Origin of the sequence: Ruania zhangjianzhongii, assembly GCF_008000995.1 — a bacterium.
GTDB classification, from domain to species: domain Bacteria; phylum Actinomycetota; class Actinomycetes; order Actinomycetales; family Beutenbergiaceae; genus Ruania; species Ruania zhangjianzhongii.
In genome coordinates this window covers 4834370-4860104 of sequence record NZ_CP042828.1, presented here as the reverse complement: position 1 = coordinate 4860104, position 25735 = coordinate 4834370, and the positions used below count along the sequence as shown (strand labels likewise).

The 25735-nt window shown below is 70.5% G+C and carries 25 protein-coding genes; 14 read left to right on the top strand and 11 right to left on the bottom strand.

Annotation, left to right across the window (positions count from 1 at the left end; genetic code table 11):
* The first annotated feature begins 75 nt into the window (after nt 1-75).
* From FU260_RS22450 to FU260_RS22440, 3 genes are all read left to right on the top strand, one after another.
* Nucleotides 76-456, top strand: a complete 381-nt coding sequence (locus tag FU260_RS22450) for a nucleotidyltransferase domain-containing protein (protein ID WP_147919074.1) — start codon at nt 76-78, stop codon at nt 454-456.
* On the top strand, nt 449-886 hold the full coding sequence (gene hepT, locus FU260_RS22445; RefSeq protein ID WP_147919073.1) for a type VII toxin-antitoxin system HepT family RNase toxin: 438 nt from the start codon (nt 449-451) through the stop codon (nt 884-886). The genes FU260_RS22450 and hepT overlap by 8 nt, the downstream gene beginning before the upstream one ends.
* Before the next feature lie 143 nt (nt 887-1029).
* A complete protein-coding gene (locus FU260_RS22440; RefSeq protein WP_147919072.1) occupies nt 1030-1689 on the top strand; it encodes a hypothetical protein in 660 nt (219 codons plus the stop codon).
* A 91-nt stretch (nt 1690-1780) separates the two neighbouring features.
* On the opposite strand, the gene FU260_RS22435 is transcribed toward FU260_RS22440, so the two are convergent.
* The 3 genes from FU260_RS22435 to FU260_RS22425 form a co-directional block, all read right to left on the bottom strand.
* Entirely contained in the window at nt 1781-2233 is a 453-nt protein-coding gene (locus tag FU260_RS22435) for a GNAT family N-acetyltransferase (protein WP_147919071.1), read from the bottom strand.
* A 106-nt stretch (nt 2234-2339) separates the two neighbouring features.
* Nucleotides 2340-4988 carry an ATP-dependent helicase HrpB gene (hrpB, locus tag FU260_RS22430; protein ID WP_235912108.1) on the bottom strand — a complete coding sequence of 883 codons (2649 nt, stop codon included), beginning with the start codon at nt 4986-4988 and terminating at the stop codon, nt 2340-2342.
* A 159-nt stretch (nt 4989-5147) separates the two neighbouring features.
* Nucleotides 5148-6431 (bottom strand): Nramp family divalent metal transporter, encoded by a 1284-nt coding sequence (locus tag FU260_RS22425; protein WP_268957761.1) that lies wholly within the window; start codon nt 6429-6431, stop codon nt 5148-5150.
* A gap of 344 nt (nt 6432-6775) precedes the next feature.
* On the opposite strand from FU260_RS22425, the gene lpdA reads away from it, so the two are divergent.
* The 3 genes from lpdA to FU260_RS22410 all read left to right on the top strand — a co-directional run bounded on the left by lpdA (nt 6776) and on the right by FU260_RS22410 (nt 9434).
* Nucleotides 6776-8176 carry a dihydrolipoyl dehydrogenase gene (gene lpdA / locus FU260_RS22420; protein ID WP_147919069.1) on the top strand — a complete coding sequence of 467 codons (1401 nt, stop codon included), beginning with the start codon at nt 6776-6778 and terminating at the stop codon, nt 8174-8176.
* 15 nt (nt 8177-8191) lie between these two features.
* Nucleotides 8192-8764 (top strand): 1-acyl-sn-glycerol-3-phosphate acyltransferase, encoded by a 573-nt coding sequence (locus FU260_RS22415; RefSeq protein ID WP_187368344.1) that lies wholly within the window; start codon nt 8192-8194, stop codon nt 8762-8764.
* A 76-nt stretch (nt 8765-8840) separates the two neighbouring features.
* Nucleotides 8841-9434 (top strand): YdeI/OmpD-associated family protein, encoded by a 594-nt coding sequence (locus tag FU260_RS22410; protein ID WP_147919068.1) that lies wholly within the window; start codon nt 8841-8843, stop codon nt 9432-9434.
* Between the two features lie 25 nt (nt 9435-9459).
* Here FU260_RS22410 and FU260_RS22405 read toward each other — a convergent pair whose 3' ends face one another.
* Nucleotides 9460-10221, bottom strand: a complete 762-nt coding sequence (locus FU260_RS22405; protein ID WP_147919067.1) for a MerR family transcriptional regulator — start codon at nt 10219-10221, stop codon at nt 9460-9462.
* 368 nt (nt 10222-10589) lie between these two features.
* On the opposite strand from FU260_RS22405, the gene FU260_RS22400 reads away from it, so the two are divergent.
* The 4 genes from FU260_RS22400 to FU260_RS22385 all read left to right on the top strand — a co-directional run bounded on the left by FU260_RS22400 (nt 10590) and on the right by FU260_RS22385 (nt 14252).
* Complete coding sequence (locus FU260_RS22400; protein ID WP_235912107.1) at nt 10590-11843, top strand: Gfo/Idh/MocA family protein; 1254 nt, start codon at nt 10590-10592, stop codon at nt 11841-11843.
* 12 nt (nt 11844-11855) lie between these two features.
* Nucleotides 11856-12854 (top strand): hypothetical protein, encoded by a 999-nt coding sequence (locus FU260_RS22395; protein WP_147919065.1) that lies wholly within the window; start codon nt 11856-11858, stop codon nt 12852-12854.
* Between the two features lie 137 nt (nt 12855-12991).
* Nucleotides 12992-13744 carry a sulfite exporter TauE/SafE family protein gene (locus FU260_RS22390; protein ID WP_187368343.1) on the top strand — a complete coding sequence of 251 codons (753 nt, stop codon included), beginning with the start codon at nt 12992-12994 and terminating at the stop codon, nt 13742-13744.
* A 73-nt stretch (nt 13745-13817) separates the two neighbouring features.
* Nucleotides 13818-14252, top strand: a complete 435-nt coding sequence (locus FU260_RS22385; RefSeq protein WP_147919064.1) for a hypothetical protein — start codon at nt 13818-13820, stop codon at nt 14250-14252.
* A gap of 65 nt (nt 14253-14317) precedes the next feature.
* Here FU260_RS22385 and FU260_RS22380 read toward each other — a convergent pair whose 3' ends face one another.
* The 5 genes from FU260_RS22380 to FU260_RS22360 are packed head-to-tail and all read right to left on the bottom strand — an operon-like array spanning nt 14318 to nt 19182.
* Nucleotides 14318-14707, bottom strand: coding sequence for a PPOX class F420-dependent oxidoreductase (locus FU260_RS22380; RefSeq protein ID WP_235912157.1), 390 nt, complete (start codon nt 14705-14707; stop codon nt 14318-14320).
* A complete protein-coding gene (locus FU260_RS22375; protein WP_147919062.1) occupies nt 14707-15264 on the bottom strand; it encodes a GNAT family N-acetyltransferase in 558 nt (185 codons plus the stop codon). Before FU260_RS22375 ends, FU260_RS22380 begins: the two co-directional genes overlap by 1 nt.
* On the bottom strand, nt 15261-15734 hold the full coding sequence (locus FU260_RS22370; RefSeq protein ID WP_147919061.1) for a MarR family winged helix-turn-helix transcriptional regulator: 474 nt from the start codon (nt 15732-15734) through the stop codon (nt 15261-15263). The genes FU260_RS22375 and FU260_RS22370 overlap by 4 nt, the downstream gene beginning before the upstream one ends.
* Nucleotides 15731-17722 carry an ABC1 kinase family protein gene (locus FU260_RS22365; protein WP_147919676.1) on the bottom strand — a complete coding sequence of 664 codons (1992 nt, stop codon included), beginning with the start codon at nt 17720-17722 and terminating at the stop codon, nt 15731-15733. Before FU260_RS22365 ends, FU260_RS22370 begins: the two co-directional genes overlap by 4 nt.
* 8 nt (nt 17723-17730) lie before the next feature.
* Nucleotides 17731-19182 carry an alpha/beta-hydrolase family protein gene (locus FU260_RS22360; RefSeq protein WP_147919060.1) on the bottom strand — a complete coding sequence of 484 codons (1452 nt, stop codon included), beginning with the start codon at nt 19180-19182 and terminating at the stop codon, nt 17731-17733.
* A gap of 187 nt (nt 19183-19369) precedes the next feature.
* On the opposite strand from FU260_RS22360, the gene FU260_RS22355 reads away from it, so the two are divergent.
* Nucleotides 19370-20626, top strand: coding sequence for a sensor histidine kinase (locus FU260_RS22355; RefSeq protein WP_147919059.1), 1257 nt, complete (start codon nt 19370-19372; stop codon nt 20624-20626).
* Nucleotides 20623-21279, top strand: a complete 657-nt coding sequence (locus FU260_RS22350; RefSeq protein ID WP_147919058.1) for a response regulator — start codon at nt 20623-20625, stop codon at nt 21277-21279. The genes FU260_RS22355 and FU260_RS22350 overlap by 4 nt, the downstream gene beginning before the upstream one ends.
* On the opposite strand, the gene FU260_RS22345 is transcribed toward FU260_RS22350, so the two are convergent.
* Complete coding sequence (locus tag FU260_RS22345) at nt 21261-21713, bottom strand: MmcQ/YjbR family DNA-binding protein (protein ID WP_147919057.1); 453 nt, start codon at nt 21711-21713, stop codon at nt 21261-21263. The two genes, FU260_RS22350 and FU260_RS22345, sit on opposite strands and share 19 nt — an antisense overlap.
* Nucleotides 21714-21776: 63 nt before the next feature.
* Here FU260_RS22345 and FU260_RS22340 point away from each other — a divergent pair, with 63 nt between their 5' ends.
* The gene (locus tag FU260_RS22340; protein WP_147919056.1) at nt 21777-23132 is read left to right on the top strand and encodes an LssY C-terminal domain-containing protein; all 1356 of its coding nucleotides are present in this window, start codon (nt 21777-21779) and stop codon (nt 23130-23132) included.
* Between the two features lie 79 nt (nt 23133-23211).
* The gene (locus tag FU260_RS22335) at nt 23212-24399 is read left to right on the top strand and encodes an MFS transporter (RefSeq protein WP_147919055.1); all 1188 of its coding nucleotides are present in this window, start codon (nt 23212-23214) and stop codon (nt 24397-24399) included.
* Nucleotides 24400-24444: 45 nt separating this feature from the next.
* On the opposite strand, the gene FU260_RS22330 is transcribed toward FU260_RS22335, so the two are convergent.
* Nucleotides 24445-25668, bottom strand: coding sequence for a protein phosphatase 2C domain-containing protein (locus FU260_RS22330; RefSeq protein ID WP_147919054.1), 1224 nt, complete (start codon nt 25666-25668; stop codon nt 24445-24447).
* Nucleotides 25669-25735 lie beyond the last annotated feature (67 nt).

Sequence of the window (25735 nt, the reverse complement as noted above, 5' to 3'; positions counted from 1 at the left end):
CCGCTGGGCAGCCCGGCGCGGTCCGACCTTGCGTGCGTACCGCCGAATGTGGGGCGATAGTGCGAGACTGAGCGCATGGACGCGAGTGTGCGGGCTGCGATCGCCGAAGCGGTCGAGGAGTTGCGAGCCCATCGCGCGCAGTTCGCCTACCTGCACGGTAGTCAAGCCAGCGGCTACGCCGCAGCTGGTGCGGATGTCGACGTCGCGGCCTTCTTCGCGCGCGAGGATCTGCTCGCTTCAGACCTGGTCCTACCCCGCTCTGTGGACCTCCTCGTCCTCGATACTGCTCCGCTGGAGATCGCCGGCCGGATCGCGGCGACCGGGCGTCTGCTGTTCGAGGCAGACGCTGTCGCCCGAGTCCGGTGGGAGGCGATGACGCGGAAGATCTACTTCGACGAGCGACCCCGATTCGAACGCGCGCATCGCGAGTTCCTGGAGAGTGTGCGCCATGGTTGACCTGCTCCGGATCCAACGACTATTGCGCGGCATCACCGAGGAACTGTCCTTCCTGGACGGTGAGGCGCGAGCCGGCGCCGAGCGGCGCAGCGACCCCATCTGGCTTCGGGGAGTCAAGTACTCCTTCGTCGCTGCGATCGAGGCGGGTGTCGATACCGCACAGCACCTGTGTGCCAGCGCGGGCTGGGGCCCTCCTGCTGACAATGGCGACGCGATGCGTCTGCTCGGTGAGCACGGCGTCCTGGAGCCTGAACTGGCGGTCGGCCTGCGCCAGGCGGTCGGCTTCCGCAACGTGCTGGTGCATGACTATGCCGACGTCGATGACGCGATCGTCGTCGCCCGCCTGGAGGATCTGAGCCACCTCCGTCAATTCGTCTCCGCGGTGGCACGGTACGTCGTCGGCGAGGAACGCCGGACCGAGTCGGACTGATCAGCGGGCGTCAGCTGTGACTCGCTGATCGCCGCCCGCTCCCACGTCCGGGCCGACTCGCTCTGGTCAGCGGGCATCGGGCCATGACAGCGCCGTGAAAGCGGTGGTGGCCTACCGTGTCAGCACGAAGAGGTGGAAGTGGCATGCGCGAGGACGAGCACACCCCAGCACTATCGGTGCAACGCGCCGGTGGCGGTGCCGGTGCTGCCGTGATGCTCTCCTGCGTGGTCTTGCTGGCGGCGTCGGCGCTCGGCGCGTTGGTGCTCGGTCCACTGAGCCGTACCGCGATGCCGCAGCCAGGCGACCCTGAGGCGCCCGCCTACCTCGCCGGGCATATCGGCGCCATCTACCTGGTGGCGGCGAGCCAGCTGGTGGCGGCCGCTGCCCTGTATGTCTACGGCGCCTACGTGCCGCACGCGGTGCGGTCGGTGCGCCGGGTTCGCATGGCGCTGCTGGTGGGGGTGGGGGTGCTCGTGCTGGCGGCGGTGGCCGGCTTCGCGCTCGCCGTGGTGGCACCGGTGTCCGACGACGCGGCGATCCACGTGCTGCACACCGTCGCCTGGCTCAGTGGCGGCGAGCTGCATGTGGCCACGCTCGGCCTCTACGTGGCGTGGCTGGCCCGGTCGCTGCTGTGGTCCCCGATGCTCCGGGTGACCGGTGCTCTCGCCGGGTGGTGCGCCGTCGGCGCCCTGGTGGTGCTGGTGGCACCTGCGCTCGGTCCGTTCGGGGTGGCAGCGCGTCTCCTCTGCCTGGTGTGGCTGCTGATCGCCGCGCACCAGAGCGCGTTCCGGGACGTGGCCTGAAGGGTCGCCAAGGCGCTACGGTGCGGCGTCCCTGGGCAGGAAGTCGTGCCGTGCCGGGCGGGCTCGGTCCGGCACCCGGGAGGGTGGCGCCTCAGAGCGCCTTGGCGAAGCAGCGCGAGTCGAGGGAGTCCTCGTATGGCGGGTAGTTGTCGATGATCCGATAGCCCTCGGAGGAGTACAGGCCGATCGCCTCCGGCTGCTTGATCCCGGTCTCCAGCACGAGCTGCTCGAACTTGAGCTCGACGGCGGCCGCCTCCAGCTCGCGGAGCAGCTCCTTGGCGATGCCCTTGCGGCGGTGACCCGGGGCCACGAACATCCGGCCGAGCTCGCCGGTGGTTCCTTCGAACGAGGGCACCGGGTGGGTGAGGATGCCGCAGGCGACCGCCTCGTCGCCGATCCGTCCCAGGACGGCGGCACGCACTGTGGCCGGGTCGACCTCGGGCACCTCCTCGGTGCCGTACCGATCGTCGATCTCCGTCTTGTGCTCCGCGACCAGCCGCTGCAGGTCCGTGTCGGCCCATTCGGCTCGCTCCAGCGCGACCATCGCTTCTCCCTCTCGCTCGTTGACCGGAAGTTTACTCGTCTGTGGTGTGCGGGCACGTCCGATGCCACTCCCACCGTAACCGACCGGTCCCGACGATCTGTTGGCGTCAGCGCCTCGGTCCGCGCAGCGCCCGATTCGTCCGCGCAGTCGCGGACGCAGTCCAGGGATCTTCCGGCCACGGATGCTTCGGGTAGCGACCACGCATCTGCTTGCGCACGTCCCGGTACGGGCCGTTCCAGAACGACGCAAGGTCGTCGGTCACGGTGAGTGGATGGCGCGCGGGGGAGAGCAGATGGAACTGCACGGGCACGCGACCGTCGGCAAGACGCGGGGTCTCGGCGAGACCGAACACCTCCTGGAGCTTCACCGCGACGACGGGACGGGTATCGGGGTCTTCGGCGTACTGGATGCGCACGCCCGCGCCGGACGGCACCTCGAGGCGCTCGGGTGCGAGGGAGGCGAGCCGCGACGCCTCGGGCCAGGGCAGGATTCGCTGGAGAGCGGCGGCCACGCTGACCGCGCCGAGCGTCGGGGCCCGGAGGTCCGGACCCAGCCAGCCGTCGAGACGGCCGAGAAGCTCCTGGTCCGAGACGTCGGGCCACGGATCGCCGAGCTCTCGGTGGAGGAGGGCGAGCCGGCGTCGGAGCATCGTCGCCTTCTCGGACCAGTCGAGGGCGCCGAGGCCGTTCTCCCGCAGGTATGCCGTGAGGGCGTCGGAGCACTCCTGCGTGCGGGGCTGCGACGGTGTGGACGAAAGCAGGATCGAGCCCAGCCGGCGCTCCTCGCGAACGCGGACGCGTCCGTCGACCACCGTCGATTGCCGTACGGCCCTCACCTCCCCGATCCGCAGCGCATCGTGCTCACCGAGCGGCGCCGCGAGCCGGATCACCGCTCCGGTCGCCTCCGCGACACGCCCTTGCGCGCGCTGCACCTCGGACACGGCGATCCATTCGGATCCGGTGAGCGACGACCTCTCGGGCAGGGCGGCGCGAGTGCCGCTGGCAAACAGGTAGGCGCGGGATCCGTCGCCGACGCGCCGGGCGATCCATGCGGGGCGGGTGAGTGCCGCGATGATCCCGGCCAGCCGGGTGGCTTCTGGTACGGCGCCAGGTCTCGTGGCGCGCCGCTCGCGGTCGCGAGCGGGAGCGTGGCCAGGGACGCCGGCGGCGAGGCGAGTGAGTCGCGTGGCCTCGGCGCGCCACCGCTGCACTCCGGGAACATCGCCTCGGTGCAGCCCCTGCAGCAGCACGGAGAGATCGGCGCCGGGTTCGCGGATCCCACTCGAGAGCGCGGCGACCGTCTCCGCCGCCGCGCGCGGATCGATCTCGTCCGCGGCGTCGACGGAGTGCTGGCCGGCCCGCAGCCCCGGGTCCCCGGATCCGGCAGTCACCCGGTGTGCACCGGTGGCCACGAGCAGCGCGCGGCCCTCCCGGGCGCCGACGGGCATACGGGCGACCCGGGATCCGAGCCCGGTGATGCGGCCGCTCTCGTCAGTGAGCCCCAGGGCCGTGAGCGTGGCGGTCGCGCGGACCATCGATGCGCGCGGCGGTGGGGTGAGCAGCGGCAGGCCACGGGCCGCCGGTGTTCCCCAGGCAGCGAGCAGGAGCGCCGCATCGGTGAGGTCGGCGGAGGCGATCTCAGGGTCGGTCGAGGAACGGAACGCCGCGAACTCGGGCTCGCTGTAGGCGCGCACGACGCGCCCCGGCCCCTGGCGTGCCGCGCGTCCGGCGCGCTGCTCGGCGCTCGCGCGCGACGCGCTGACCGTGACGAGGCCCGACATGTCGCGTGCCTGGTCGCGGCGCATCTCCCTGGAGAGACCGGCGTCGATGACGAGCCGCACGCCGGGAACGGTGAGCGAGCTCTCGGCGAGGGCGGTGCTGACGACGATGCGCGGCGGATCCGATGCGCGGGCGCGGCCCGTGGTCGCGCGGTCCTGATCGCGTGCGGAGAGCCGGCCGTGCAGCGGGAGAACGTCCACGGCCGAGGAGCCAGCGCGGATTCGCGTCACCACCTCGTCGACGTCGCGGGCGGCGGGCACGAAGACGAGGGCGTCGACCTCGTCCGAGGCCTGCGCCTCGACCGCGACGCCGGCGAGGTGGTCGAGGAACTCGCGGGTGACGCCGCGCGGACCGAGGCGCGAGGCGGGAGCCGGCGCGTAATCCACCGTCAGCGGGTGAAGTGCGGAGGGCACGTCGATGATCGCGCCGCCGATCAGGGCGCTGATCGCGCCGGCGTCCAGCGTCGCGGACATCGCGACGAGCGCGAGGTCGTCGCGCAGGGCGCGCACCTCGGCGAGGATCCCGAGCAGCAGGTCGCCGTCCAGCGATCGCTCGTGCACCTCGTCGAGGATCACGGCGTCAACGCCGTCGAGCCCAGGGTCGTTCAGCAGTCGGCGGAGCAGGACGCCGGGCGTGACGACCTCGATCCGCGTGTCTGCCGAGACCTGGTGCTCGCCCCGCACGGTGAACCCGACGGGGCCACCGAGCGGTGAGCCGTCCAGGTGCGCGATGCGCCGAGCGGCCGCGCGGACGGCGACCCGTCGGGGCTGGGTCACCAGGACGCGACCCGTCGCGCCCCGCTTCGCCGTGAGATTGGCGACGAGGGGCGGCACGACGGTCGTCTTGCCGGTGCCAGGCGGTGCTGTCACGACCGCAGCGCCCGTCGCGAGCCCGCGCTCCAGGTCGCCGCGGGCCGTCGAGACGACGAGCCCGGCACCGATCCGATCCAGGTCGAACAGGTGCGGGTGCGATGTCACCGGGCCATTGTCGCAGTCGGCTTTCGACGGCGGCATGCCACGGCCCGCGCATCGAGCGTGCTGCCGTCGGCATCGCTCCCGTTCCCCCTCGCAGCACCCCGACGCACGCCGCACACCCGGGTACGGAACGCGGCGGGTGCAGCTGACCTGTGCGCTGTCTCAGCCGCCGGTCAGGGTGAGCACGACGAGTGCCAGGTTCAACGCGACCACCGCCACGACGATCAGGGCGAGTAGCCAGCGCACTCCCCGCCCGTTGGCGGCGGAACCCATCACGCCCCGGTCGGAGGTCAGCCGCAGCAGCGGGACCAGGGCGAACGGGATGCCGAAGCTCAGCACCACCTGGGAGGCGACCAGCGCCCACGTGGGATCCACGCCCACGGCGAGCAGCACCAGCGCCGGCACGGCAGTGATCGCCCGGCGGGCCAGCACCGGGATTCGCTTGTGCAGCAGCCCGGCCATGATCGTGGCGCCCGCGTAGCAACCGACCGAGGTGGAGGCGAGCCCGGAGGCGAGCAGCCCGATCGCGAACGCGATCCCGATCCCCGGGCCGAGTGCTGCGGTCACCGCTGCGTGGGCGCCCTCGATCGAGTCGGTCCCGGACACCCCCTGCAGACTGGCGGCGGCCAGCAGCAACATCGCGATGTTCACGCAGCCGGCCACGGCGAGCGCGATGATGACGTCCCACCGGGTGGCGCCGAGCAGCCGGCGGCGCAGCTGCGGCGTGCTGGCGTGGCCGTGCCGGTCCCGGGCCAGCGCCGAGTGCACGTAGATCGCGTGCGGCATCACCGTGGCCCCGAGCATCCCGGCCGCCAGGACGACGCTGTCCGTACCAGCGAACTGGGGCAGCAGCCCGCCGGCCATCGCGGCCGGGTCCGGGGGCGCCACGAACAGTCCGGCGACGAACCCGACGGTGATCACCGCGAGCAGGCCGACGATCACATGCTCGAACCGGCGCTGCCCCTGACGGTCCTGCACCAGCAGCAGCGCCATCGACACGACGGCCACGATCAGCCCACCCCACACCAGCGGTAGGTCGAACAGCAGGGAGAGCGCGATCGCGCCGCCGATCACCTCGGCCAGGTCGGTGGCGGCAGCCACCAGCTCCGCCTGTGCCCAGTACGCCAACCGTGGCCCGCGGCGGAGCCGGCCCCGGAGCAGCTCCGGCATCGTCCGGCCGGTGACCAGGCCCAGCTTCGCGGACTGGTACTGCACCAGCACAGCCATCAGGTTCGCGGCTACCAGCACCCAGAGCAGCAGGTATCCGTACCGGGCGCCCGCGGTGAGGTTGGCCGCCACGTTCCCGGGGTCCACATAGGCGACTGCCGCCACGAACGCAGGCCCCATCAGATGCAGCACACGGCTGCGCTGACCCCGTCGCCCGTTCGGTGCAGCCGCATCCGGGGAGTGGGGCCGGGAGGCTGGCGTCGTGGCGGGACGGGTCACCAGTGCTCCTCTCGATCCGTCTGAGCGTCCCCGCGCGGGCGGTCGCTGGACCGTCCCCACGCGGGGCCGCGGGACGGTCCGGCAGCGACGACCACTCCGGACGGAAATTTCGGCTACTAAAGTTCGGGTACCCGAACTTTAGGGCGGTGTGCGGCGTTTGTCACGGCGAGCAGTCCCGGGGCGCGCCATCACCCAGCCCCAGCCGGACCGGTCACCGGCCCGCCAGAACCGGCGCGAGTACCGGCACCTGGGTGCGGTGTGCGAACCGGGACGGCCAGCCGGTGTGAGCAACTGCTCATTCGTCCCGTGGCCGGGCACTGGTCTGCGGCAGTAGAGTCAGATGCGTGACTGCACACTATGACGTCGTTGTACTCGGAGCCGGTCCCGGTGGATACATCGCCGCCATTCGCGCGGCGCAGCTGGGCAAATCGGTCGCGGTGGTGGAGAAGCAGTATTGGGGCGGTGTCTGCCTGAATGTCGGCTGCATCCCCTCCAAGGCGCTGCTGCGCAATGCGGAGCTCTCACACCTGCTCACCCACGAGAAGGACAAGTTCGGCATCACCGGTGACGCCGCGATGTCCTACGGGCCCACGCACGAGCGCAGCCGGAAGGTGTCCGCCGGCATCGTCAAGGGCGTGCACTTCCTGATGAAGAAGAACAAGATCACCGAGGTGGACGGCTGGGGCACGATCACCTCGCCCACCTCGCTCTCGGTGCAGGCCGACGACGGCGCCACCACCGAGTTGGAGTTCTCTGACCTCATCGTCGCCGCAGGTGCGACCACGAAGATGCTCCCCGGGGTGCAGGTGAGCAAGAACGTGGTGACCTACGAGGAGCAGATCCTCGACGCCGAGCTCCCGGACTCGATCATCATCGCCGGCTCCGGCGCGATCGGCGTGGAGTTCGCCTACGTGATGAAGAACTTCGGCGTGGACGTGACCATCGTGGAGTTCCTCGACCGGATGGTGCCCACGGAGGACCCGGAGGTCTCCAAGGAGCTCGCCAAGCACTACAAGAAGCTCGGCGTGAAGGTGATGACCTCCACCAAGGTCGAAGGGGTGGAGGACACCGGCTCCGGAGTGAAGGTCACGGTCAGTCCCGCGAACGGCGGCGACTCCCAGGTGCTCGAGGCTGACCGGTTGCTCTCTGCGATCGGCTTCGCCCCGCGGGTGGAGGGCTACGGCCTGGACACGATCGGCGTGCAGGTCACCGAGCGCGGCGCGATCGCCGTGGACGCGCGCGGACGCACGAACGTGGCGAACGTGTACGCGATCGGCGATGTCACCGGCAAGCTGATGCTCGCCCACACCGCCGAAGCGATGGGGGTGGTGGCGGCCGAGACGATCGCCGGCGCCGAGACCCAGGAGATCGACTTCGACTTCATCCCGCGCGCGACCTACTGCCAGCCGCAGATCGCCTCCTTCGGCTATACCGAGGAGCAGGCCACCGAGCGCGGCTACGACGTGAAGGTGGCCAAGTTCCCGTTCACCGCGAACGGTAAGGCGATGGGTCTGGGCGAGGCCGTCGGGTTCGTGAAGGTGGTGGCCGACTCGCAGTACAACGAGATCATCGGCGCGCACCTGATCGGCCCCGATGTGACCGAGCTGCTGCCGGTGCTCAACCTGGCACAGAAGTGGGATCTGACCGCGGACGAGGTCTCCCGGAACGTGTTCGCCCACCCGACCCTCGGTGAGGCGATCAAGGAGGCCGTGCACGGTATCTCCGGGCACATGCTCAACCTCTGAGCCGACCGGCACCTGATGTCGATCACTCGAGCCGTCGCCGGCATCTACTGGGCGGTCAGCCGCTGGCAGTACCGGGTGCCGGAGAAGCCGACCGAGCCGGCCGGGATTCTCATCGGCGCCCCGCACACCTCCAACTGGGACTTCGTGCTGATGCTGGCACTGAGCTGGCGCTCCGGGATCCGGGTGAAGTTCCTCGGCAAGCACCAGCTCTTCCGCCGCCCGTTCGGACCGCTGATGCGCGCGCTCGGCGGGATCCCGGTGGACCGGCGCGACCCCTCCCAGGTGGTCGGGGAGGTCGTCGCCCGGCTGGAGGCCGGGGACCGGTTCTTCCTGGTGGTCACCCCGGAGGGCACCCGTGGCCGGTCCGAGTACTGGCGCTCCGGGTTCTACCGGATTGCCCGGGAGGCTGATCTGCCGGTCACCCTCGGCTACGTGGACCGCCGGACGATGACCACCGGCCTCGGCCCCACCTTCCGGCTCACCGGTGACGTGCGCGCCGATATGGACCGGATCCGTGAGTTCTACGATGGCAAGACCGGCGTACGGCCCGGTCTGGGGATCCCGCCGCGACTGCGGGACGAAGACTGACCGCGATCGAGACGACCGCGATCGAGACGACCGCGATCGAGACGACCACGAGCAGGACGACCACGATGGAGTGCGGATGGACGAGTTGCCGGAGCTGGTGGTGCCCGATGCCGCCGGGTGGCGGGACTGGCTAGCCCAGAACCACGCAGACGCGCCTGGCGTCTGGCTGGTGCTGACCAAGAAGGGCGGCACGCTCACGTCGCTGAACTACGAGGGTGCGGTCCTGGAGGCCCTCTGCGTCGGCTGGATCGATGGCCAGGCCCGTTCCCGGGATGACCAGACCAGCTTGCAGCGCTACACACCACGCCGTGCCCGTAGCCAGTGGTCGGCGAAGAATGTCGGCCGGGTGGAACGATTGGGGGCGGAGGGCCGGATGCAGCCGGCCGGCTGGGCCGCCGTGGAGGCCGCCAAGAAGGACGGCCGATGGGAACGGGCCTACGCAGGCCCGGCGACCGCCGTCGTGCCGGATGACCTTGCCGCGGCGATGGCGGCGAACCCGAACGCTCAGGCGATGTTCGACGTGCTCACCTCGCAGAACCGCTTCGCGCTGCTGTACCGGCTGCAGAGTGTGAAACGCGCCTCGACCCGCGCCAGCAAGATCGTCACATTCGTGGACATGCTGGCGCGGGGCGAGACGTTCTACCCACAACGACGCCCGGCCTCGCCGTGATCAGCGAGGCCGGGCGCGTTCCGGCCTACTCCTGGTCGAACTGCGCCGACTCGGCGTAGACGCGCATCGCGTCGCGAACGAAAGTGGCCCCCTCGGTGCCGCCGTAGTTGGCGGCGAACCGGTCATCGGCCACGTACAGGTCGGCCAGGCCGAGGAAGTAGCCCTGGCTGACCGAACCCATCGGAGCGCGCAGCCACTGGTGCAGCCGGGCGGTGATCGCCCGGACCTGTTCCGCACCTGGGTCCAGCTGGGCCCGGTAGGCCTCGGCGTAGTCATCCTGGATTCGCTGCTGCTCGGCCTGGATGGCCTGCTTCTCCTCCTCGGAGAGAGAACGCCACCAGCGGTCGCCGGACTGGTAGGCCTCGCGGCCCCAGCGCTGGGTGACCTCTTCCTCGTAGCGGGTGTGGTCGAACCCGTCGAACATCTCGGTTGCCATCAGAGTTTTCCCTTCTGCTCTTTTCGTGAGCGTGGTGTTGACGGCGGCGATCCGCCGGTCCAGCTGCTTGCGTTCGAGCTGCATCAGGTCAAGATGGGCCTGCAGCGCTTCTGCTTCCGGCTGTTGCCCATCCACGACCTCCGCGATCTCCTTCAGCCCCAGGCCCAGCTGGCGCAGCAGCAGAATCCGCTGCAACCGGACCAGGGTGTCGGTGTTGTAGAACCGGTACCCGTTCGACCCGAGGCGGGACGGGGGTAGCAGCCCGATGTGGTCGTAGTGCCGCAACGTGCGACTGGTGGTTCCGGTCGCACGAGTGATCTCCTGCATCGACCATTCGGCCGTGGCGGACATCGCTGCACTCCTTCCTCATCTCTGGACGCGAACAACTCTGATGGTTGACGTTGCGTCAAAGTCAAGAGGAGTGCAGGCACGCTGTCAAGAGACCCGATTGCATCCGATTGCACCGTGCCTCTTGCGCAATATTGACTAATTTGGTGGGGTATGAATCACGAGTACGCAAGGACGCGGGGAGGATCGGGATGTCGGACGCACACGCGAACGGTACGGAGCGCACACCTGGCGGAGTCTCACGCCGGAGCTTATTGGCCTCAGGGGTGGCGGCCGGGGTCGGTGGCCTGACTGCTGCCACTGCCACCGGAGCGGGCGCTTCGAGTAGCCCGCAGGGTGGCGATCCACCCCGGCGGGCAGCGCAGCAGAGCATGATCGGGGTACCGTTCGATGGCTACGACGAGGTCCGCGTGGGCATCATCGGGCTGGGTAACCGTGGGATGGGGATGCTGCCGCTGTTCGATGCGGTCCCTGGCGTACGGGTGACAGCGATCTGTGACGTGCGCCGGGAACGGGTCCGGCAAGGATCCGATCTGCTCGCCGAGGCCGGATCGCGCCGACCCCGGGAGTACGCTCGAGGCGCCGAAGACTACGAGCGGCTCGCTGAGGCCGAGGATGTGGACTTCGTCTACATCGCCTCACCCTGGGAGAACCACTACCCTCAGGCGGCAGCCTGCTTGCGTGGCGGTAAGCACGTCGGGATCGAGCTGCCGATCGCCACCGAGCTGGACGAGATCTGGTCGCTGGTGGACCTGTCCGAGCAGCAGCGGCGGCACTGCCTGCTGATGGAGAACTGCAGCTACGGGCGGCAGGAGCTGGCGATGCTCCGGATGGCCCACGACGGGCTGTTCGGCGAGGTGACCCACGGCCACGGCGGCTACCTGCACGACCTGCGCGAGCTGCTGTTCTCCGAGACGCACTACTACAACCAGTGGCGCCGCAAGTGGCACACGGAGAAGAACCGGTCCTTCTATCCGATGCATGGCCTGGCGCCGATCGCGGCGGCCATGGACATCAATCGCGGCGACCGGCTGACCACTCTGCAGGCCTCCGCCTCGCCCGCCCGCGGCCTGGCCGACTACCGGGAACGCTTCGTGTCCAAGGACCGGACCGAGGTCTGGGCAGAGGAGTACATCTCCGGAGACCGGGTGACCTGCATGATCGGCACCGAGCAGGGTCGGCTGATTCGCGCTGAGCTCGATGTCTGCAGCCCCCGGCCGTACAGCCGGATCAACACCATTGCCGGCTCACGCGGGTTGTTGGAGGACTACCCGTCCCGGATCTACTTCGAGCCGGACCACGAGGGCCATACCTGGGCCGACTCCCAGCCCTACCTCGACGAGTACGACCACTGGCTCTGGCAGGACATCGGGGACGACGCCGGGAACCATGGTGGACACGGCGGGATGGACTACATCCTCATCTACCGCACGATGCAGTGCATGCAGCAAGGGCTCGTGCCGGACATCGACATCTACGACTCGGCGGCCTGGTGTGCCGCAGTGCCCCTGTCCGGAGAGTCGCTGAGCACCGGTGGCCCGGTGCAGATCCCGGACTTCACCCGTGGCCAGTGGAGCGAGGAGCGCGCTGGCCTGGATTCTGACCGAGCACCATTGCTGGACTGAAGGAGCGAACTGATGACCATCTCCACCCGCCCGTTGTGGGCCACCCGCCCGCTGGGGGCACTGGCGATCCTGGGCCTGGCGGCCGCAGCCGTCGTGACCACGCAGAGCGCCGCGTCGGCAGACCTGGTGACGCACTGCACCGGCGAGGCCGACGGCGTCACCGTCCCCGGCGACCTGCTCGTCCCCGCCGACTCCTCCTGCGTGCTGCAGGAGGTCACCATCACTGGCGACGTGCAGGTTGAGGCAGGCGCCAACCTGGTGCTGGCCGGCAGTGCGATCGCCGGTGACGTCCAGGTGGCCGCCGACGGCTACGTCGACGCCGAGGGCGGTAGCGTCGCCGGCGACATCACCAGCCAGGGCTACGGCATCTGGCTCGATGGCACCCAGGCCGCCTCGGTGACGGTCGCCGAGCCGAGCGCAGAGGAGAGCGCACCCTTCCTCTATGCCGATGCCGCCGAGCTCGACGGCGCGATCGAGGTGGCTGCCGGTGACGTGTACCTGGTGTCCACCCGGGTGACCGGAGACGTGGTGACGACCGGCACTACCTACACCGACGTCATCGACTCGACCCTGCTGGCGAGCCTGACCGTCGGCGCCAGCAGCTTCGGCACTGCCGTCTGTGACAGTGAGATCGACGGGAACACTCACCTGCACGAGAACGCCGGCCCGGTCCATCTCGGCAGTGGACTGATCGCCGAGTGCTCGGGGATGAGCTACTTCGGTAGCGACCTCGTGGTCGAGGGCAACACTGCAGGAGTGGTGGTCCGGGACGCCATCGTCCGTGGCGACCTCGGCGGCGAGGGCAACGATCCGGCTCCGCACGGACAGGACAACCGCGTCCGCGGCGAGCAGAGCGGGCAGTTCGCCGACCTTGAACCCGCACCGGAGGCGGACACGCTCACCCGCGAAGCCGGACCGGCCGACTCCGGCGAACGCCTGCAGGGCGCACGCGCGGACCGGCACCAGGAAGCGCTCGAGCAGGCAGAGGAGATCGGCGCCGCCAGCCTCTGAGGCGACCACTGCGCTCGGTGGGCTCTGAGGCGACCACTGCGCTCGGCGGGGTGCGGCACCTGCACCGCCCCGCCGAGCCCGTGCCAACTGGTGGAAACGAGCGGCGCCCGCCCTCCGCCGTCGTTAGCGTGGCCGGTATGCCCGACCTCAGTGCGCTCGCCTGGACACTGATGGCGTTCGCCGCACTCCTCGTCGGCATCTCCAAGACCGCCCTCCCCGGCTCGAACACCATCTCGGTGGCGATCTTTGCTGCCCTGCTGCCCGCCAAGGAGTCCACCGGTGCCCTGCTGGTGCTGCTGATCGTCGGCGACGCGTTCGCTGTCTGGGCCTACCGGAAGCACGCCGACTGGCAGGTGCTGCGGCGGCTGGTGCCGACAGTGGTCGCCGGACTGGTTGCTGGGGCGTTGTTCCTGGCCCTCGCCTCCGATGCCGGGGTACGCCGAGTGATCGGCGTGATCCTGCTCCTGGTGATCGCGATGACCCTGGTGCGCCGGTACACCACACGCAAGAGTGGCGACCGTCCGATCAGCAAGCGCAGGGAGCACGTGCAGGCCGGGGTCTACGGCACGCTCGGCGGTTTCACCACGATGGTGGCGAACGCCGCGGGGCCGGTGATGTCGATGTACTTCCTCGCCTCCCGGTTCTCGATGAAGACGTTTCTCGGTACGGCAGCCTGGTTCTATGCCGTGGTCAACCTGGTGAAGGTGCCCTTCTCGGTCGGCCTCGGGCTGATCACCGAGCAGACCTTGCTGGTGAACGCCGTGCTGGTGCCGGCCGTGGTGGCCGGCGCCCTTGCCGGGCGCGCCCTGGTCACGAAGATGAACCAGACACTGTTCGACCGGCTGATCATCCTGCTCACCGTCGTCGGTGCCGTCTACCTGCTGTTCTGAGCCCAGTCGCAAGGGCCCAGTCGCAAGGGCCCAGTGCCCAGCGCTCCCGGAGGGCCAGCGCGATAATGACCGGATGGGAAGCCTGCCGGAGGAGGGCCGAGCGCGGATCCGCGCGTCGGTGATGTGGCTGATCGCGGCCATCGTGGTGGTCGGTCTGGGCATCGCCGGCTACGCCGCCTTCCTCGGCTTCCCCGTCTCCACGCCCACGACGGTGCTCGCCGCTGCGCCGGTGAACAGTGGGCACGGGCTGCTGGTCCGGTACGAGGTCGGCTCCTCCAGCTGCCAGATCCCCGGCGGAGTGACGCTGACCGAGACCGACCAGACCATCACGCTCACCGGCTCGGCGCTCGACCCCACCGGCACCCGGGTCACCGACAAGGCGTGCACCGACGACCTGTACACCGTCGCCGAGACGGTCTGGCTGACCGAGCCGCTGGCCGGGCGCACTGTGCTGGACTCGTCCGGTGCCGAGCTGGAGCTGACCGATCCGGCCGAGGTGCTCGGCTGAGCCGGGTGCCGACGTGGCCCCGGCCCCCGGCCCCGGCCCCCGGCCTCGGCCCTCGCCCTGGGTCGTCAGCCGGCCAGCACGATCTCCAGCCCCACCGGCGGGCCACCGCGGCGCCGTCCCCGGCCGAGCCAGGAGACCAGGCGGAAGAACCGGAACTTCCACCCGTACTTCGCGGTCAGCGCGCGCACCGCTGTCCGGAACTGCGCATCCGGGAGCACGCGCGCTGTGCCCTCGGACGCTGCCCCGGCCGGCTCACCGTGGAAGTCCGACGGCGCCACCTGTACCCGGGGGTCGCGGCGGAGCCGGGCCACCTTGCCGGAGCGGCCGGCGGTGAACGCGTACCAGCAGCCCTTCGCCGGCGCCAACCAGATCGGCGTGGATACTGCAGTGCCGTCCCGCCGGAACGTGGTCAGGGCGTAGAAGTCCTCGCCGCTGGTGTCGCGCTGGAACTGCATCACCGCCGCTGTTCCCACTCCTGGCGAAGGATGCCGAACACCAGCGAGTCGTGGATGCCACCGGACCAGCGGCGGGCCTGGCGCATCCGGGCCTCTTCAGTGAAGCCGAGGCGGCGTGCGACCGCGACCATCCCGGGGTTGCCGGAGTAGGTGGCCAGGTCCAGGCGCAGCGCATCCGTGTTCTGGAACAGGTAGCTGGTCCACAGACCCATCGCCTCGGTGGCCAGCCCTCGCCCCCAGTAGGTCTCGTCGTGGATGCTGATACCCATGCGGCGCCAGTCGGTCTCCTTCGACTCCCAGTACCAGGTCACCGCGCCCACCAGCACGCCGGCGGTCTCGATGCCGAGCATCGTGCGCACCCCATCGTCCTGGTGCGGGCTGTCGTCCACGTATCGGTCCGCCAGCGCGGACATGTCCTCGGCGCTCGGCGCACCGAAGTACGGCCCGTTGGTCCGGTGCCACGGCCGGTCGGCGCGCAGCAGGCTGCGCACCCGGTCCCGATCGCCGGGTACCCAATCACGCAGCAGCAGCTGCTCCCCGCTGGCCACTGTGCTCATGTCCGTTGCCAACCCCCTAGTCGGTCCAGAATCTGCCACGCCACCCTACCGAAGGTGGCCAGATCCTCCGGGGCGACGGCGTCCACCACCAGTTCCCGAGCGTGCTGCACGTGCCCCGGTGCAGCCGCATCCACCCGGTCCCGTCCCCCGGCGGTGAGGATCGCGTTCGTGGCCCGCCGGTCTTCCTGACAGGTCTCCCGGCGCACCAGGCCCTGGCTCTCCAGGCGCCGGACCACGTGCGAGAGTCGGGACAGCGACCCGTTCGTCAGCTCGGCCAGCGCACTCATCCGCAGGGTCTGGTCCTGCTGCTCGGCGAGCATCGCGAGCACCATGTACTCGAAGAAGCTCAGCCCGGCATCCCGCTCGAGCTGGTTGTCCAGCGCACCGGGCAGGCGGACCAGCAGCCCGGTCAGCGCCAGCCAGGCGCTGCGTTCGTCGGCCGAGAGCCACTGGGGGTCGGACACACTCATTTCATGGCCTCCTCGTCGTGCCGGAAGAAGACGACCAGCAATCGCATCACCAGGATCACCGACCCGGCCAGCAGTGCGGTTGCCAGCACATGGAACAGCCCGACGGTCTCGGTGACCATCGGGCCAGGTGCGACGGCGAACAGCACCACCGACATCAGCCCCGCGCTCGCCGCCAGCACAGTGAGCAACGCCTGGTGCCAGAGCCGGACCAGGAAGCGGCGGTCCGCCGGGTCGGCGAGCAGCCGGGTGTTCACCTGCAGCCGGCCGTGCTCAGCGGCATCGGCGATCCGTTCCATCCGGCGGGGGAGGCGGCGCAACAGGGGCAGCAACGTGGCCAGCTCGCGCTCGGCGGTCTGCTTCAGCTCGGTCGGGGCGATGGCGGCCGCCAGCTGCCGTTCACCGGCCTCCCGGGCGCTGCTGACCAGGTCGAATCCGGGGGAGAGCACGGCGAGCGTGCCCTCCAGCGTCGCCACGGCACGGAACGCCGCGGCCAGCTGCGGGGGGATACCGAACCGGTGCCGGGCGACCAGCTTGAACAGCTCGCCGACCGCTCCGGTGACGTTCGCGTTCCCTGCTGGGGCGAACCGCAGCAGGATCTCACCGAGCTCCTGTTCGAGCCGGCGCTCGTCCACCCGGTCCGGTCGGTCCACGACCTCCAGCAGGGCGTCCGCGGCGGCGACCGAGTCGGCCATGCCCAGGGCGGCGAGCAGCCGGGTCAGGCTGGACCGGGCCTGGGAGCCCAGCCGGCCGACCGAGCCCAGGTCGAGCATCGCGAGCGTGCCGTCCTCGGCCACGAGCAGGTTGCCGGGATGCAGGTCGACATGGAACACGCCGTGCTGGGTGACCTGGTCCAGCACGACCCGGAGCAGATCGGTGGCCAGCTCCTCCCGCTGCCCGTCCGGTAGACCGGCAAGCCTCGCCTGCGCGCGGGGCTGACCGACCGGATCGCCCATCACCCGTTCCATCACCAGGACCCGGGGTGTGCACCACTGCGGCAGCGTCGCGGGCACGCGGATCTGCTCGGCCCCGGAGCTGCGCACCCCGGCGGCGACCGTGGCGAGGTTGTCCTGCTCGATCCGAAAGTCCAGCTCTTCGGTCAGCGCCGCGGCGAACCCGGTCACCAGGTCGCTCAACCCCAGGTTGGTGGCCCAGGTGGTGTGCGCGGTCAGGGTCGCGGCCATCCGGTCGAGGATCTCCAGGTCCCCGGCCACCTGTGCCCGGATGCCCGGCCGCTGCACCTTCAGCACCACCGGCTGTCCGTCCTGGGTGGTGGCTGCGTGCACCTGCGCGACCGAGGCCGCAGCCAGTGGTTCCTCCTCGATACTGCCGAACAACTCCTCCGGCGGGCCTCCGAGCTCGGCCGTGATCGTCGCGGCGACCCTCTCCCAGTCCAGCGCAGCGGCGTCGTCCTGCAGGTGAGAGAGCTCGGTGACGAACTCCGGCGCCAGCAGGTCCCGCCGGGTGGAGAGCTGCTGGCCGAGCTTGACGAAGGTGACTCCGCCGTCCTCCAGCGCCCGGCGCAGCGAGCGAGCGAGCTCGTGGCGTTCCTCCGGGGTGCCCACCCCCCGCGGTGCTCCGCCGCGGAGGAAACGCACCAGACCATGCCGAGCGATGATCCGCAGGATCCGCAGGTAGCGGCGGGTGCGGCGCAGCCGGCCACGCAGCGATCGCCAGGCGGTCACCGGTCCGGGCAGGGTGCCGTCCGGTAGCAGCATCTCCAGGACGGCCAGCGCGAACATCGCCAGGATCAGCAGGAACACCGACATCAAGGTGCCGTAGAGGACGAGCGTCGCAGGGTCCGCGGCGTCCCCCGGGACCGGCACCAGCAGAGTGAGCAGCCACGGGCCGACGAGCGTCGCGATCAGGGCGGCCAGCACCGTGCGGGCCAGGCTCAGCCGCACGCCCATCACCCGGCGGACGAACAGGGCGAACAGCAGCACCGAGATCACGACCGACCACAGGTACAGCTGTGCACCGAGGGCATCCATCACACCAGCTATTGTGCCGCACCAGTCCTCAGCTCCGGCGAGAAGTGGTCCGGGGGTGCGGGTGCCGACGGTGGGAGGGCCCGGGCCCAGGCGTCGCTGAGCTCCTCGCCGTAGCGGTGCCCGTGGCCGAAAGGGTGGTCGCCGGCCGCCGGGAGCGCGCGCAGTACCGTCAGGAACGTGGTCACCGGCCACCAGCGCCGCCACGGCGGCGGGACCTGCACGTCATCGGTGCCCGCAGCCACCCGCCAGCGCACCGCGCGCCACAGCAGTGCCGGGGTACACCACACCACGGCGTCGTCGGCGTGCCGGACCAGTACCATCCCCGCCGGTGGCGCAAGCTCGACGCTGCCGGGCGGGCTCACCAGTACCCCGCCGTCCAGCCGTCTGGCCAGCGTCGGCGTCCGGGCCAGCGCTGTCGCGATGGCACCTGCGCCCAGGCTCTCGCCGTGCACGACGAGCGGGGCGGCGCCGGTGGGTGCGCGCCGTTGGGTCAGTCCGTCGCGGTAGTCGGCCACGGCGTGCAGCGCCGCGCTGGCAGTGCGCGTCGCCAGCCGGGGGCGCAGCAGCAGGACCGCCCAGCTGGGCAGGCGGGAGTACTGCAGGGCCACCACGGTCAGCGGCCCGGAAGCGGTCTGGGCGAGGGTGGACAGGGCGTACGGGTTCACCCAGCCGGAACCGGTGGTGATCACCAGGCACACGGTCTGGCCGCGGAACGCCCCGGTGCGGTCCAGTTCGGTGACCAGGTGGGTGAGCCGGGCGCGACGGGACCAGCCGTGCCGTACGCCGACGTAGATCCGGGTCAGCTGTGCGCGGGGCAGAGCCAGTCCGAGGAACTCGCGCTCATGCTTGCCGACGGCGCTGTTCCACCGGCGGAGGGCCGGTGCGCCGCCGAGGGCGATCAGCAGGGCCAGTCCCCACAGCCCCAGCCGCACCGGTGACTCCGGCGGCGCCGCGCCGAATCCTTGCCGCGCGGAGTTGAGCAGCACGACGGCGCCGAACACCTGCGCCACCCCGCTGCAGGCAATCCGTGCCAGCGGGCGTTGTGCCGCGCACTGCTCGTGGCTGCGGCGGGTGAACACCAGGTCCGCCCGCAGACGGGCGGCCATCCGTTCCACCCGGGTGCCGGCGTCGCGCTGATGCGCCACCCGGAGCCGGTCGTAGGCCAGATCGTGTACCTGGCAGGCGGATTCCAGACCGAACGGCGCCGGTGCCGGCCAGGGGGTCGAGCAGGAGCCGTCGGCTCGGTAGGCCTCGATGCCGCCGGCATGCGCCCGCACGGCCGGTCGGTAGCCGAGGGCGTCGTCCCCAGGTGGCAGCGGGGTCAGCTGGGCCGGTGTCGGCCACGGGGATACCCCCGAATCGGGCAGTACCCCGCGTAGTGGCAGAAGGCTCACCAGCAGCGCCACCAGAAGGAGTGCCAGTGCGGCTGAACGGAGCAGGCGAAGGATCGAGTGCAGCACCTGATCGACGCTAAAAACATCCCGACGGTGACGGATCGGCCGGTGTGCTGAATCGTCGTCGGTACGAACGGGGCGCTGCTCCGGCAGGCCGGTACGCCGGTATCTGCCCACCACCTACTGCAGTAGGGGGCGACGATCCATCTTCCGGTGGCAGACGCCGTGAGCCGGACGGCTCTAGGGTCGAATGGTGACCAGCCCAGAGGAGACCGTGCTCGACCGGGGCACCCGGGCCGAGGAAGGTTCGCGGAACCGCCGGTGGTCAGCTGACCTGCTTCGCGCGGCGCTGGCCCCGTTCGTCGGAGTGGAGCACTGGGGCCCGTTGGCCTGGTGGGCCCGGATCTTGTGCGCTGTCCCGGCTCTTCTCGCGCTCGGACTCGCCGTCGTGACGCAGCAGCCGAACGAGCCGCCCGTACTGAACATCGCGTGGGTCGTGGCCGGAGCGGCCTGGCTGCTCACCGGCTGGCGGCCACGCTACGGCTGGTGGTTGGCGGCGGCGCTGAACGCGGCACTCGCACTTGCGGCGGTCACCGGGCTGCCGCTGGCCGATCCGAGCATCTGGTCGGCCAGTGCACTGGTGGGGAGCACGGCAGTACTCCTGGTCCGGGCGCCGGCGCTGCCCCGCCGGGTCGCAGCCGGGTACGCACTGGTGCTGCTCCTGGTCGGCCCGCACGGTCTGGACCGCATCGTCTGGCCGCTGCTGGTCGTGCTCCTCACCCTCAGCATCGACGCTTCCCGAAGCAAGCGTGCCGAGCAAGCCCGGGCCGATGCCGCCCTGCTGAGCGCAGACGAAGCGCGCGCTGAGGCGCGCAGCGCGCGCGACCGGGAGCTCCTGGCTCAAGAGCGGGCGAGGATCGCCCGGGACCTGCATGACGTCGTCGCCCACCACATGTCGCTGATCGTGGTGCGGGCCGATACTGCCTCCTACCGACTCACCGGGCTGGACCCACCCGCCCGCACCGAGTTCCGCGATCTCGCCGAGGAGGCGCGCACGGCACTGCAGGAGGTGCGCGGGGTGTTGACCGTGCTCCACGACGGCGGGGCACCGCTCGCCCCGCAGCCCGGTCTGGCGCAGGTGCCGGCTCTGATCGTGGCGGCCCGTGGTGCCGGCACCACCGTGCACGAGGACCTGCCGGACCCGTTGCCTGAGCTGCCGGCACGATGCGGGATCGCCGCCTACCGGGTGATCCAGGAGTCGTTGAGCAACGCCCGCCGACACGCTCCCGACCAGGACGTCCACGTCACCGTGGCCGAGCAGACCGTCTCCGGGCAGGAGTTCCTGCACGTCCAGGTACACAACGCAGTCACCGGACAGCCCCGCGCCGAGGGGCACGGTCTGCGTGGTCTGGCCGAACAGGCGCGTGCTGCTGGTGGGTCGTTGACCCTCACCAGTGATGGCAGGGTATTCCGGGTGGAAGCACGATTGCCGATGAGGACGCAGCAGTGAGTACCAGCATCCTGGTGGTCGACGACCAGTCGATGGTGCGCGCCGGATTCTCCGCTCTGCTGAGCGCCCAGCCCGGACTGCACGTGGTGGGCGAAGCCGCGGACGGGAACGCCGCCGTCCTTGCTGCCCGAGAACACCGGCCGGACGTCGTGCTGATGGACATCCGGATGCCCGGGATGGACGGCATCGCCGCCACTGAGCAGATCGTCTCCGACACCGACGCCCGCGTGCTGGTGCTGACCACGTTCAACTTGGACGAGTACGTGCTGCAGGCGTTGCGGGCGGGAGCGTCCGGCTTCCTGCTCAAAGATGCCCGCGCCGAGGAGCTGACCGAAGCGGTGCTGACCGTGGCGCGAGGGGAGGCCCTGCTCGCTCCGGCAGTGCTGAAGCGGCTGGTGGCCGATCTGGTGCGCCGCCCGGAGCGGCCCCAGGTACCGGCAGAGCTGGACCAGCTCACCCGCCGGGAGTCCGACGTGCTGGAGCTGGTGGCGACGGGGTTGTCGAATCGCGAGATCGCCACGTACCTGAACCTGGCCGAGCAGACCATCAAAGGCCATGTGAGCGCCGTCCTCGGCAAGCTCGAGCTGCGGGACCGTGCTCAGGCGGTCGTGCTCGCCTATGAGTCCGGGCTGGTTCAGCCCGGTGGCGGCTGAGCGAAGTCCGACGGCGTGAGGTCACTCTCGTCGAGCCGGCGCACCTGGTCCGGGCTGCTCAACGCGCGGTAGGAGGCGTCCACCAGCTCGAACACCTCCGCCCAGTCCACCTGCTGCGGTGCGTCGCCGCCGGCAGCGAGATCCCAGCCGATCCACCCGTACGGACCGTAGTACGCCGGCAGGAAGTAGTGCGGGTCCTCCTCCAGCGCCGGTTTCTCCCCGGCGTCCGGAAACAGCAGGAGGGAGTGGTCGTACCGCTGGCGGGTGCTCGCTGGGCCTTTTGTCCCGCCGCCGTAGACCACGAACACTTTCTGCGAACGGAAGGTGGGCCGCCCGTGCGCCACCTTCTCGACCGTCTCCGGGAACGCCAGAGCGACCTGACGGACCCGGGCCAGGTACGGGTCGCCGTCGTCGTACATCATCGGATGCGCCATAGGCGCCCCATCATGCCAAAAACTATGCTCGGTCTGCTGGGGTCCGGAGGTTACGGTAGAGGCATGGCCCGTACGCTCACCGAGCGCGCGCAGGCTGCCGTCGAGGTGGTGCACGAGAACCCGGTCCGGTTCGCCGACCAGGTGTTCTTCGTGCTGGCAACGATCGCCTCCGGCTGGCTCGCGTTCCTGCTCGTCCACCAGCTCGTCACCGCGGGCTGGCGGCACCTGTGGGCGTTCATCCCGTTCTGGGTGATCGTCACCTACCTGCTGCTGCCCCGACTGCACGCGCTGCTCACCCGGGTGTACGTCCCGAACTACTTCATCGGCCGCTCCCGCACCCGTGAGGGCCTGCTCGGGGATCCGGTGAACCTGGGCTTTCGCGGTGACGTCGAGCAGCTGCACACGGCGATGCTCCGGGCCGGCTGGCACCGTGCCGACGAGATCAACCTCGAGTCCAGCCGCCGGATGGTGATGGCCACCCTGCTGCGGCGCAGCTACCCGGACGCACCGGTCAGTCCGCTGTTCGTGTTCAAGCAGCGGCAGGCGTTCACCTACCAACAAGAAGTGGCCGGGAACCCCGCCAAGCGGCACCACGTGCGCTTCTGGCGGTGCCCGGAGGGCTGGCGGCTGCCCGGTGGCAAGAAAGTGGACTGGCTCGCCGCCGGCACCTACGACACCTCGGTGGGCCTGTCCCGCTTCACCCTGCAGATCACCCACCGGATCGATGCCGATATCGACGCCGAACGGGACCATGTGCTCGAGACGCTGACCTCCGCCGAGAACCGGGGTATCGCGGTGCGGCACCTGCGCAACTTCTCCACCGGCTACCACCACCACAACGGCGGCGGTGACGCTATCCGCACCGATGGCGACCTGCCGATCGTGGACCTGCGGCGGACCCGGCCGCCGTCGGCGGAGGTCCGAGAGGTCATCGCCGGCGACGACGCCGAGGGCCGGCACCGGCGCGCCGTGCCACTGACCGTGGCTTTCGGTCTGCTGCTGATGGCGGTCCGGGTGGCCATCGGTGTGGTCTCGCTGGCCTGGCTGGCCGGACTGAGCACCGCCAGCCTCAGCGATCTGCAGGTGGTGGCGCCGCTGCTGCAGGCCGGACTACCGGCGGATGTGATGACCGTGCTGGTGCGGTCCGTGCTGGTGGCGTACCTGCTCGCCTATCTGGTTCTCGCCGCACTGATCTTCCGCCGCTCGAACCGGGCACGGATGCTCGCCCTCACTCTCAGTGCGATCAGTGTCAGCGTGTACGTGGTGCTGTGGATCACCGGTGCTCCGGAGAGCACGCTGGCCACGCAGGTGTTCGGTTCGGCGCTGGAGATCCTGGTGATGCTCGCGCTCTCTGGGGACACCGCGCGGCTGTTCACCACGACCCGGCAGTCGGCCACCGGGCAGCGGCCGAGCTCGTAGCCGGTGCCGGCCGCGGCGTGGACGTCCCGCTGGCTAGACCGATCCGATCAGTGCGCCGGGTGCGCCGTAGGCTGCGGCCATGACGCCCAGCCACGACGCTCCCGCGCGCGGGTGGGCGTTGCTGAGCATCGTGGTGATCGCGGTGAACCTGCGCCCGGCGATCACCGCCGTAGGACCGGTACTGCCGGTGCTGGGCGGGGACCTCACGCTCAGCCCCTTCGCGATGGGGCTGCTCGGGGCGCTTCCGGTCGCGGTGTTCGCGCTCGTGTCCAGCATCGTCGGCCACCTGGTCCGGCGCTTCGGCGTGGAACGTACGGCAGTGCTCGCGCTGAGCGTGCTCGCCCTGGCGACAGTGCTGCGGTCCTGGCCGGGGCCGGAGGCGAACCTCTGGGCGGGCACCGTGCTGATCGGGGCGGCGGTCGCCGTGGGGAACGTGATCGTCCCGGTGATCGTGAAGCGAGACTTCCCCACCGCCACCCCGCTGGTCACCGGGATCTACGTGGCGGTGCTGGGGATCTTCGCCGGTCTTGCCGCCGCGTTCGCCGTGCCGCTCGCCGCTGCGAGCACGCTGAGCTGGCGCCTCTCCCTCGGCGGGTGGGCGGTGCTGACCGTGCTCGCGCTCGCCGTCTGGGTGCCGCGCAGCCGTTCGGTGCGCGCCGATGCCCGCGCCGCGCGGTCGAATCCGCCCACCACCGGGCCCGGCGCGCTCTGGCGCAACCGGGACGCCTGGCTGCTCTCCGCCTACATGGGGGTGCAGTCCGGTGCGTTCTACATCTCGCTCACCTGGTTGCCCACCGTGGAGCAAGAGCTCGGCTTCACCGATGTGGCCTCCGGCTGGCACATGTTCGTGCTCCAGGTCTTCGCCATCGGTGGCAATCTCGCAGCCCCGGTGCTGATGCGAGTCGGCCGGGACGAACGGGTCACCGCCACCCTGCCCGGAGTGTTCATGGTGGCCGGGTCTCTCGCGCTGGTGCTGTTCCCCGGCGCGGCCCTGGTGTGGATGTGCGTGATCGGCCTGGGCACCGGCCTCTCCTTCGTCGTCTCGCTGACCCTGATCGCGGTGCGTGCGGGTGATCTGCACACTGCGCCGCGACTGTCCGCGATGGCCCAGTCGCTGGGCTACGCGATCGCCGCGACCGGGCTCCTGGTCGCCGGGGTGCTGCATAGTCTCGGACCGTCCGCTGTGCCGCTGCTGATCGCCGCGGTCGGACTCGTCACCGCGGCACTGGGCCCACTGGTCGGCCGGAACCGAACGATCGCGGGCTGACTGGTTCGCCCACCGACGGGGGAGGCGCGGCTCAGGTCGGGAGAATCAGCCGAGCACCAGGTACAGCAGCACCACCAGGGCCGCCACGCCGGCTGCCGCCAGGATCCCGGGCAGGGTGCTGGTGGGCCCGGTGGGCACCGGAACGGTGTCGGGGTCGACAGCCCGGGGTGGGTCGGTAGGGCCCGCGGTGGGTTCCGGGCCGGGAGTCTCGGCGGAACGTCCCGCTGGCGACGGCGCAGCCTCCTCGTGCTGCTGCGTCGTCTTGTCCTGGGGCGGGCCTGCCGTATCGGGGGTGTGTTCCGTCTCGTCCGGCGCCGCCTCAGGGGGGCACAGGCGTGCCCCGGCCATCGGTGCGGCGGCATCGAACGGGACGTCCGGCAGGCAGGCGTGCAGCGCTTCAGCCGCCTCTGCGGACAGGGTCACGCCATCCACGGCGGCGCCGACGACGACCGGTGCCGAAGCCGCCAGCCGGTTCGGGCTGGTGCCAGCGGCCTCGGTGATCGCGGACCGCACTCCGCCCGGTTCGGTGGTGTCCGCACCGGCGTCGTCGAGGTCGGCGACCACGTCCGCTACCACCACTGTCACGTTGTCCCGGGTGCCGACGGCCAGCGCCGCTTCGATCAGGGCGGCCGCCGCCTGCTCGCGGTCCTCGGCGATCAGCGCAGTGCCGATCGCCTCGGCGCCCAGGTAGTCCGAGAGTCCGTCCGAGCAGAGCAGCACCCGGTCCCCTGGCTGCACCTCGGCGTCGATGATGTCCAGGTCGGGGCCGCCCGGCTGGTCGTCCAGCGACTTCAACAGCATCGACCGATACGGATGGGTGCGGGCTCGCTCCACGGTGAGCTCGCCGTTGTCGATCAGTCGTTGCACATGGGTGTGGTCGGTGGTGATCTGGTACAGCGAGCCGTCCCGGAGCGCGTACACCCGAGAGTCGCCGATATGCCCCACACTGACCCGGTCGCCGTCGGAGCCGACCACCAGCAGCGTGGTACCCATCGACTCCAGCACCGGGTCCGCATCGGACATGGCGAACAGTGCGCGGCGGGCGCGTCGGCCGGCGCGGAGGAACTCCTCAGCCAAAGCGTGCTCGCCACTCTGGTCCACCTCGGCGAACACACGCAACGCTACGGCGGAGGCCACCTCACCGGCTGCGTGCCCGCCCATCCCGTCGGCGAGGACCAGCAACTGCGGGCTGGCCAACGCGGAGTCTTCATTGTTCGTCCGGACAGTGCCGAGGTCAGTGCGGGTGGCATAGCGGAAGCTGACCGCCATCGTGCACCGCCTCAACTGTGTCGTCCGCCGTTGCGAAAGCCCCTTGCGTCCCTCACCTTACAACCCC

Bases quoted from the DNA above. Each gene is read 5' to 3' on its own strand.
- FU260_RS22395 (WP_147919065.1), top strand. From the start codon at position 11,856: ATGACCATCTCCACCCGCCCGTTGTGGGCCACCCGCCCGCTGGGGGCA.
- FU260_RS22390 (WP_187368343.1), top strand. From the start codon at position 12,992: ATGCCCGACCTCAGTGCGCTCGCCTGGACACTGATGGCGTTCGCCGCA.
- FU260_RS22405 (WP_147919067.1), bottom strand. From the start codon at position 10,221: ATGTCCGCCACGGCCGAATGGTCGATGCAGGAGATCACTCGTGCGACC.
- FU260_RS22370 (WP_147919061.1), bottom strand. From the start codon at position 15,734: ATGAGTGTGTCCGACCCCCAGTGGCTCTCGGCCGACGAACGCAGCGCC.
- FU260_RS22330 (WP_147919054.1), bottom strand. From the start codon at position 25,668: ATGGCGGTCAGCTTCCGCTATGCCACCCGCACTGACCTCGGCACTGTC.
- FU260_RS22375 (WP_147919062.1), bottom strand. From the start codon at position 15,264: ATGAGCACAGTGGCCAGCGGGGAGCAGCTGCTGCTGCGTGATTGGGTA.
- FU260_RS22400 (WP_235912107.1), top strand. From the start codon at position 10,590: ATGATCGGGGTACCGTTCGATGGCTACGACGAGGTCCGCGTGGGCATC.
- FU260_RS22415 (WP_187368344.1), top strand. From the start codon at position 8,192: ATGTCGATCACTCGAGCCGTCGCCGGCATCTACTGGGCGGTCAGCCGC.
- FU260_RS22345 (WP_147919057.1), bottom strand. From the start codon at position 21,713: ATGGCGCATCCGATGATGTACGACGACGGCGACCCGTACCTGGCCCGG.
- hepT (WP_147919073.1), top strand. From the start codon at position 449: ATGGTTGACCTGCTCCGGATCCAACGACTATTGCGCGGCATCACCGAG.
- FU260_RS22385 (WP_147919064.1), top strand. From the start codon at position 13,818: ATGGGAAGCCTGCCGGAGGAGGGCCGAGCGCGGATCCGCGCGTCGGTG.
- FU260_RS22435 (WP_147919071.1), bottom strand. From the start codon at position 2,233: ATGGTCGCGCTGGAGCGAGCCGAATGGGCCGACACGGACCTGCAGCGG.
- FU260_RS22340 (WP_147919056.1), top strand. From the start codon at position 21,777: ATGGCCCGTACGCTCACCGAGCGCGCGCAGGCTGCCGTCGAGGTGGTG.
- FU260_RS22380 (WP_235912157.1), bottom strand. From the start codon at position 14,707: ATGCAGTTCCAGCGCGACACCAGCGGCGAGGACTTCTACGCCCTGACC.
- FU260_RS22365 (WP_147919676.1), bottom strand. From the start codon at position 17,722: ATGGATGCCCTCGGTGCACAGCTGTACCTGTGGTCGGTCGTGATCTCG.
- FU260_RS22335 (WP_147919055.1), top strand. From the start codon at position 23,212: ATGACGCCCAGCCACGACGCTCCCGCGCGCGGGTGGGCGTTGCTGAGC.
- FU260_RS22410 (WP_147919068.1), top strand. From the start codon at position 8,841: ATGGACGAGTTGCCGGAGCTGGTGGTGCCCGATGCCGCCGGGTGGCGG.
- FU260_RS22450 (WP_147919074.1), top strand. From the start codon at position 76: ATGGACGCGAGTGTGCGGGCTGCGATCGCCGAAGCGGTCGAGGAGTTG.
- FU260_RS22440 (WP_147919072.1), top strand. From the start codon at position 1,030: ATGCGCGAGGACGAGCACACCCCAGCACTATCGGTGCAACGCGCCGGT.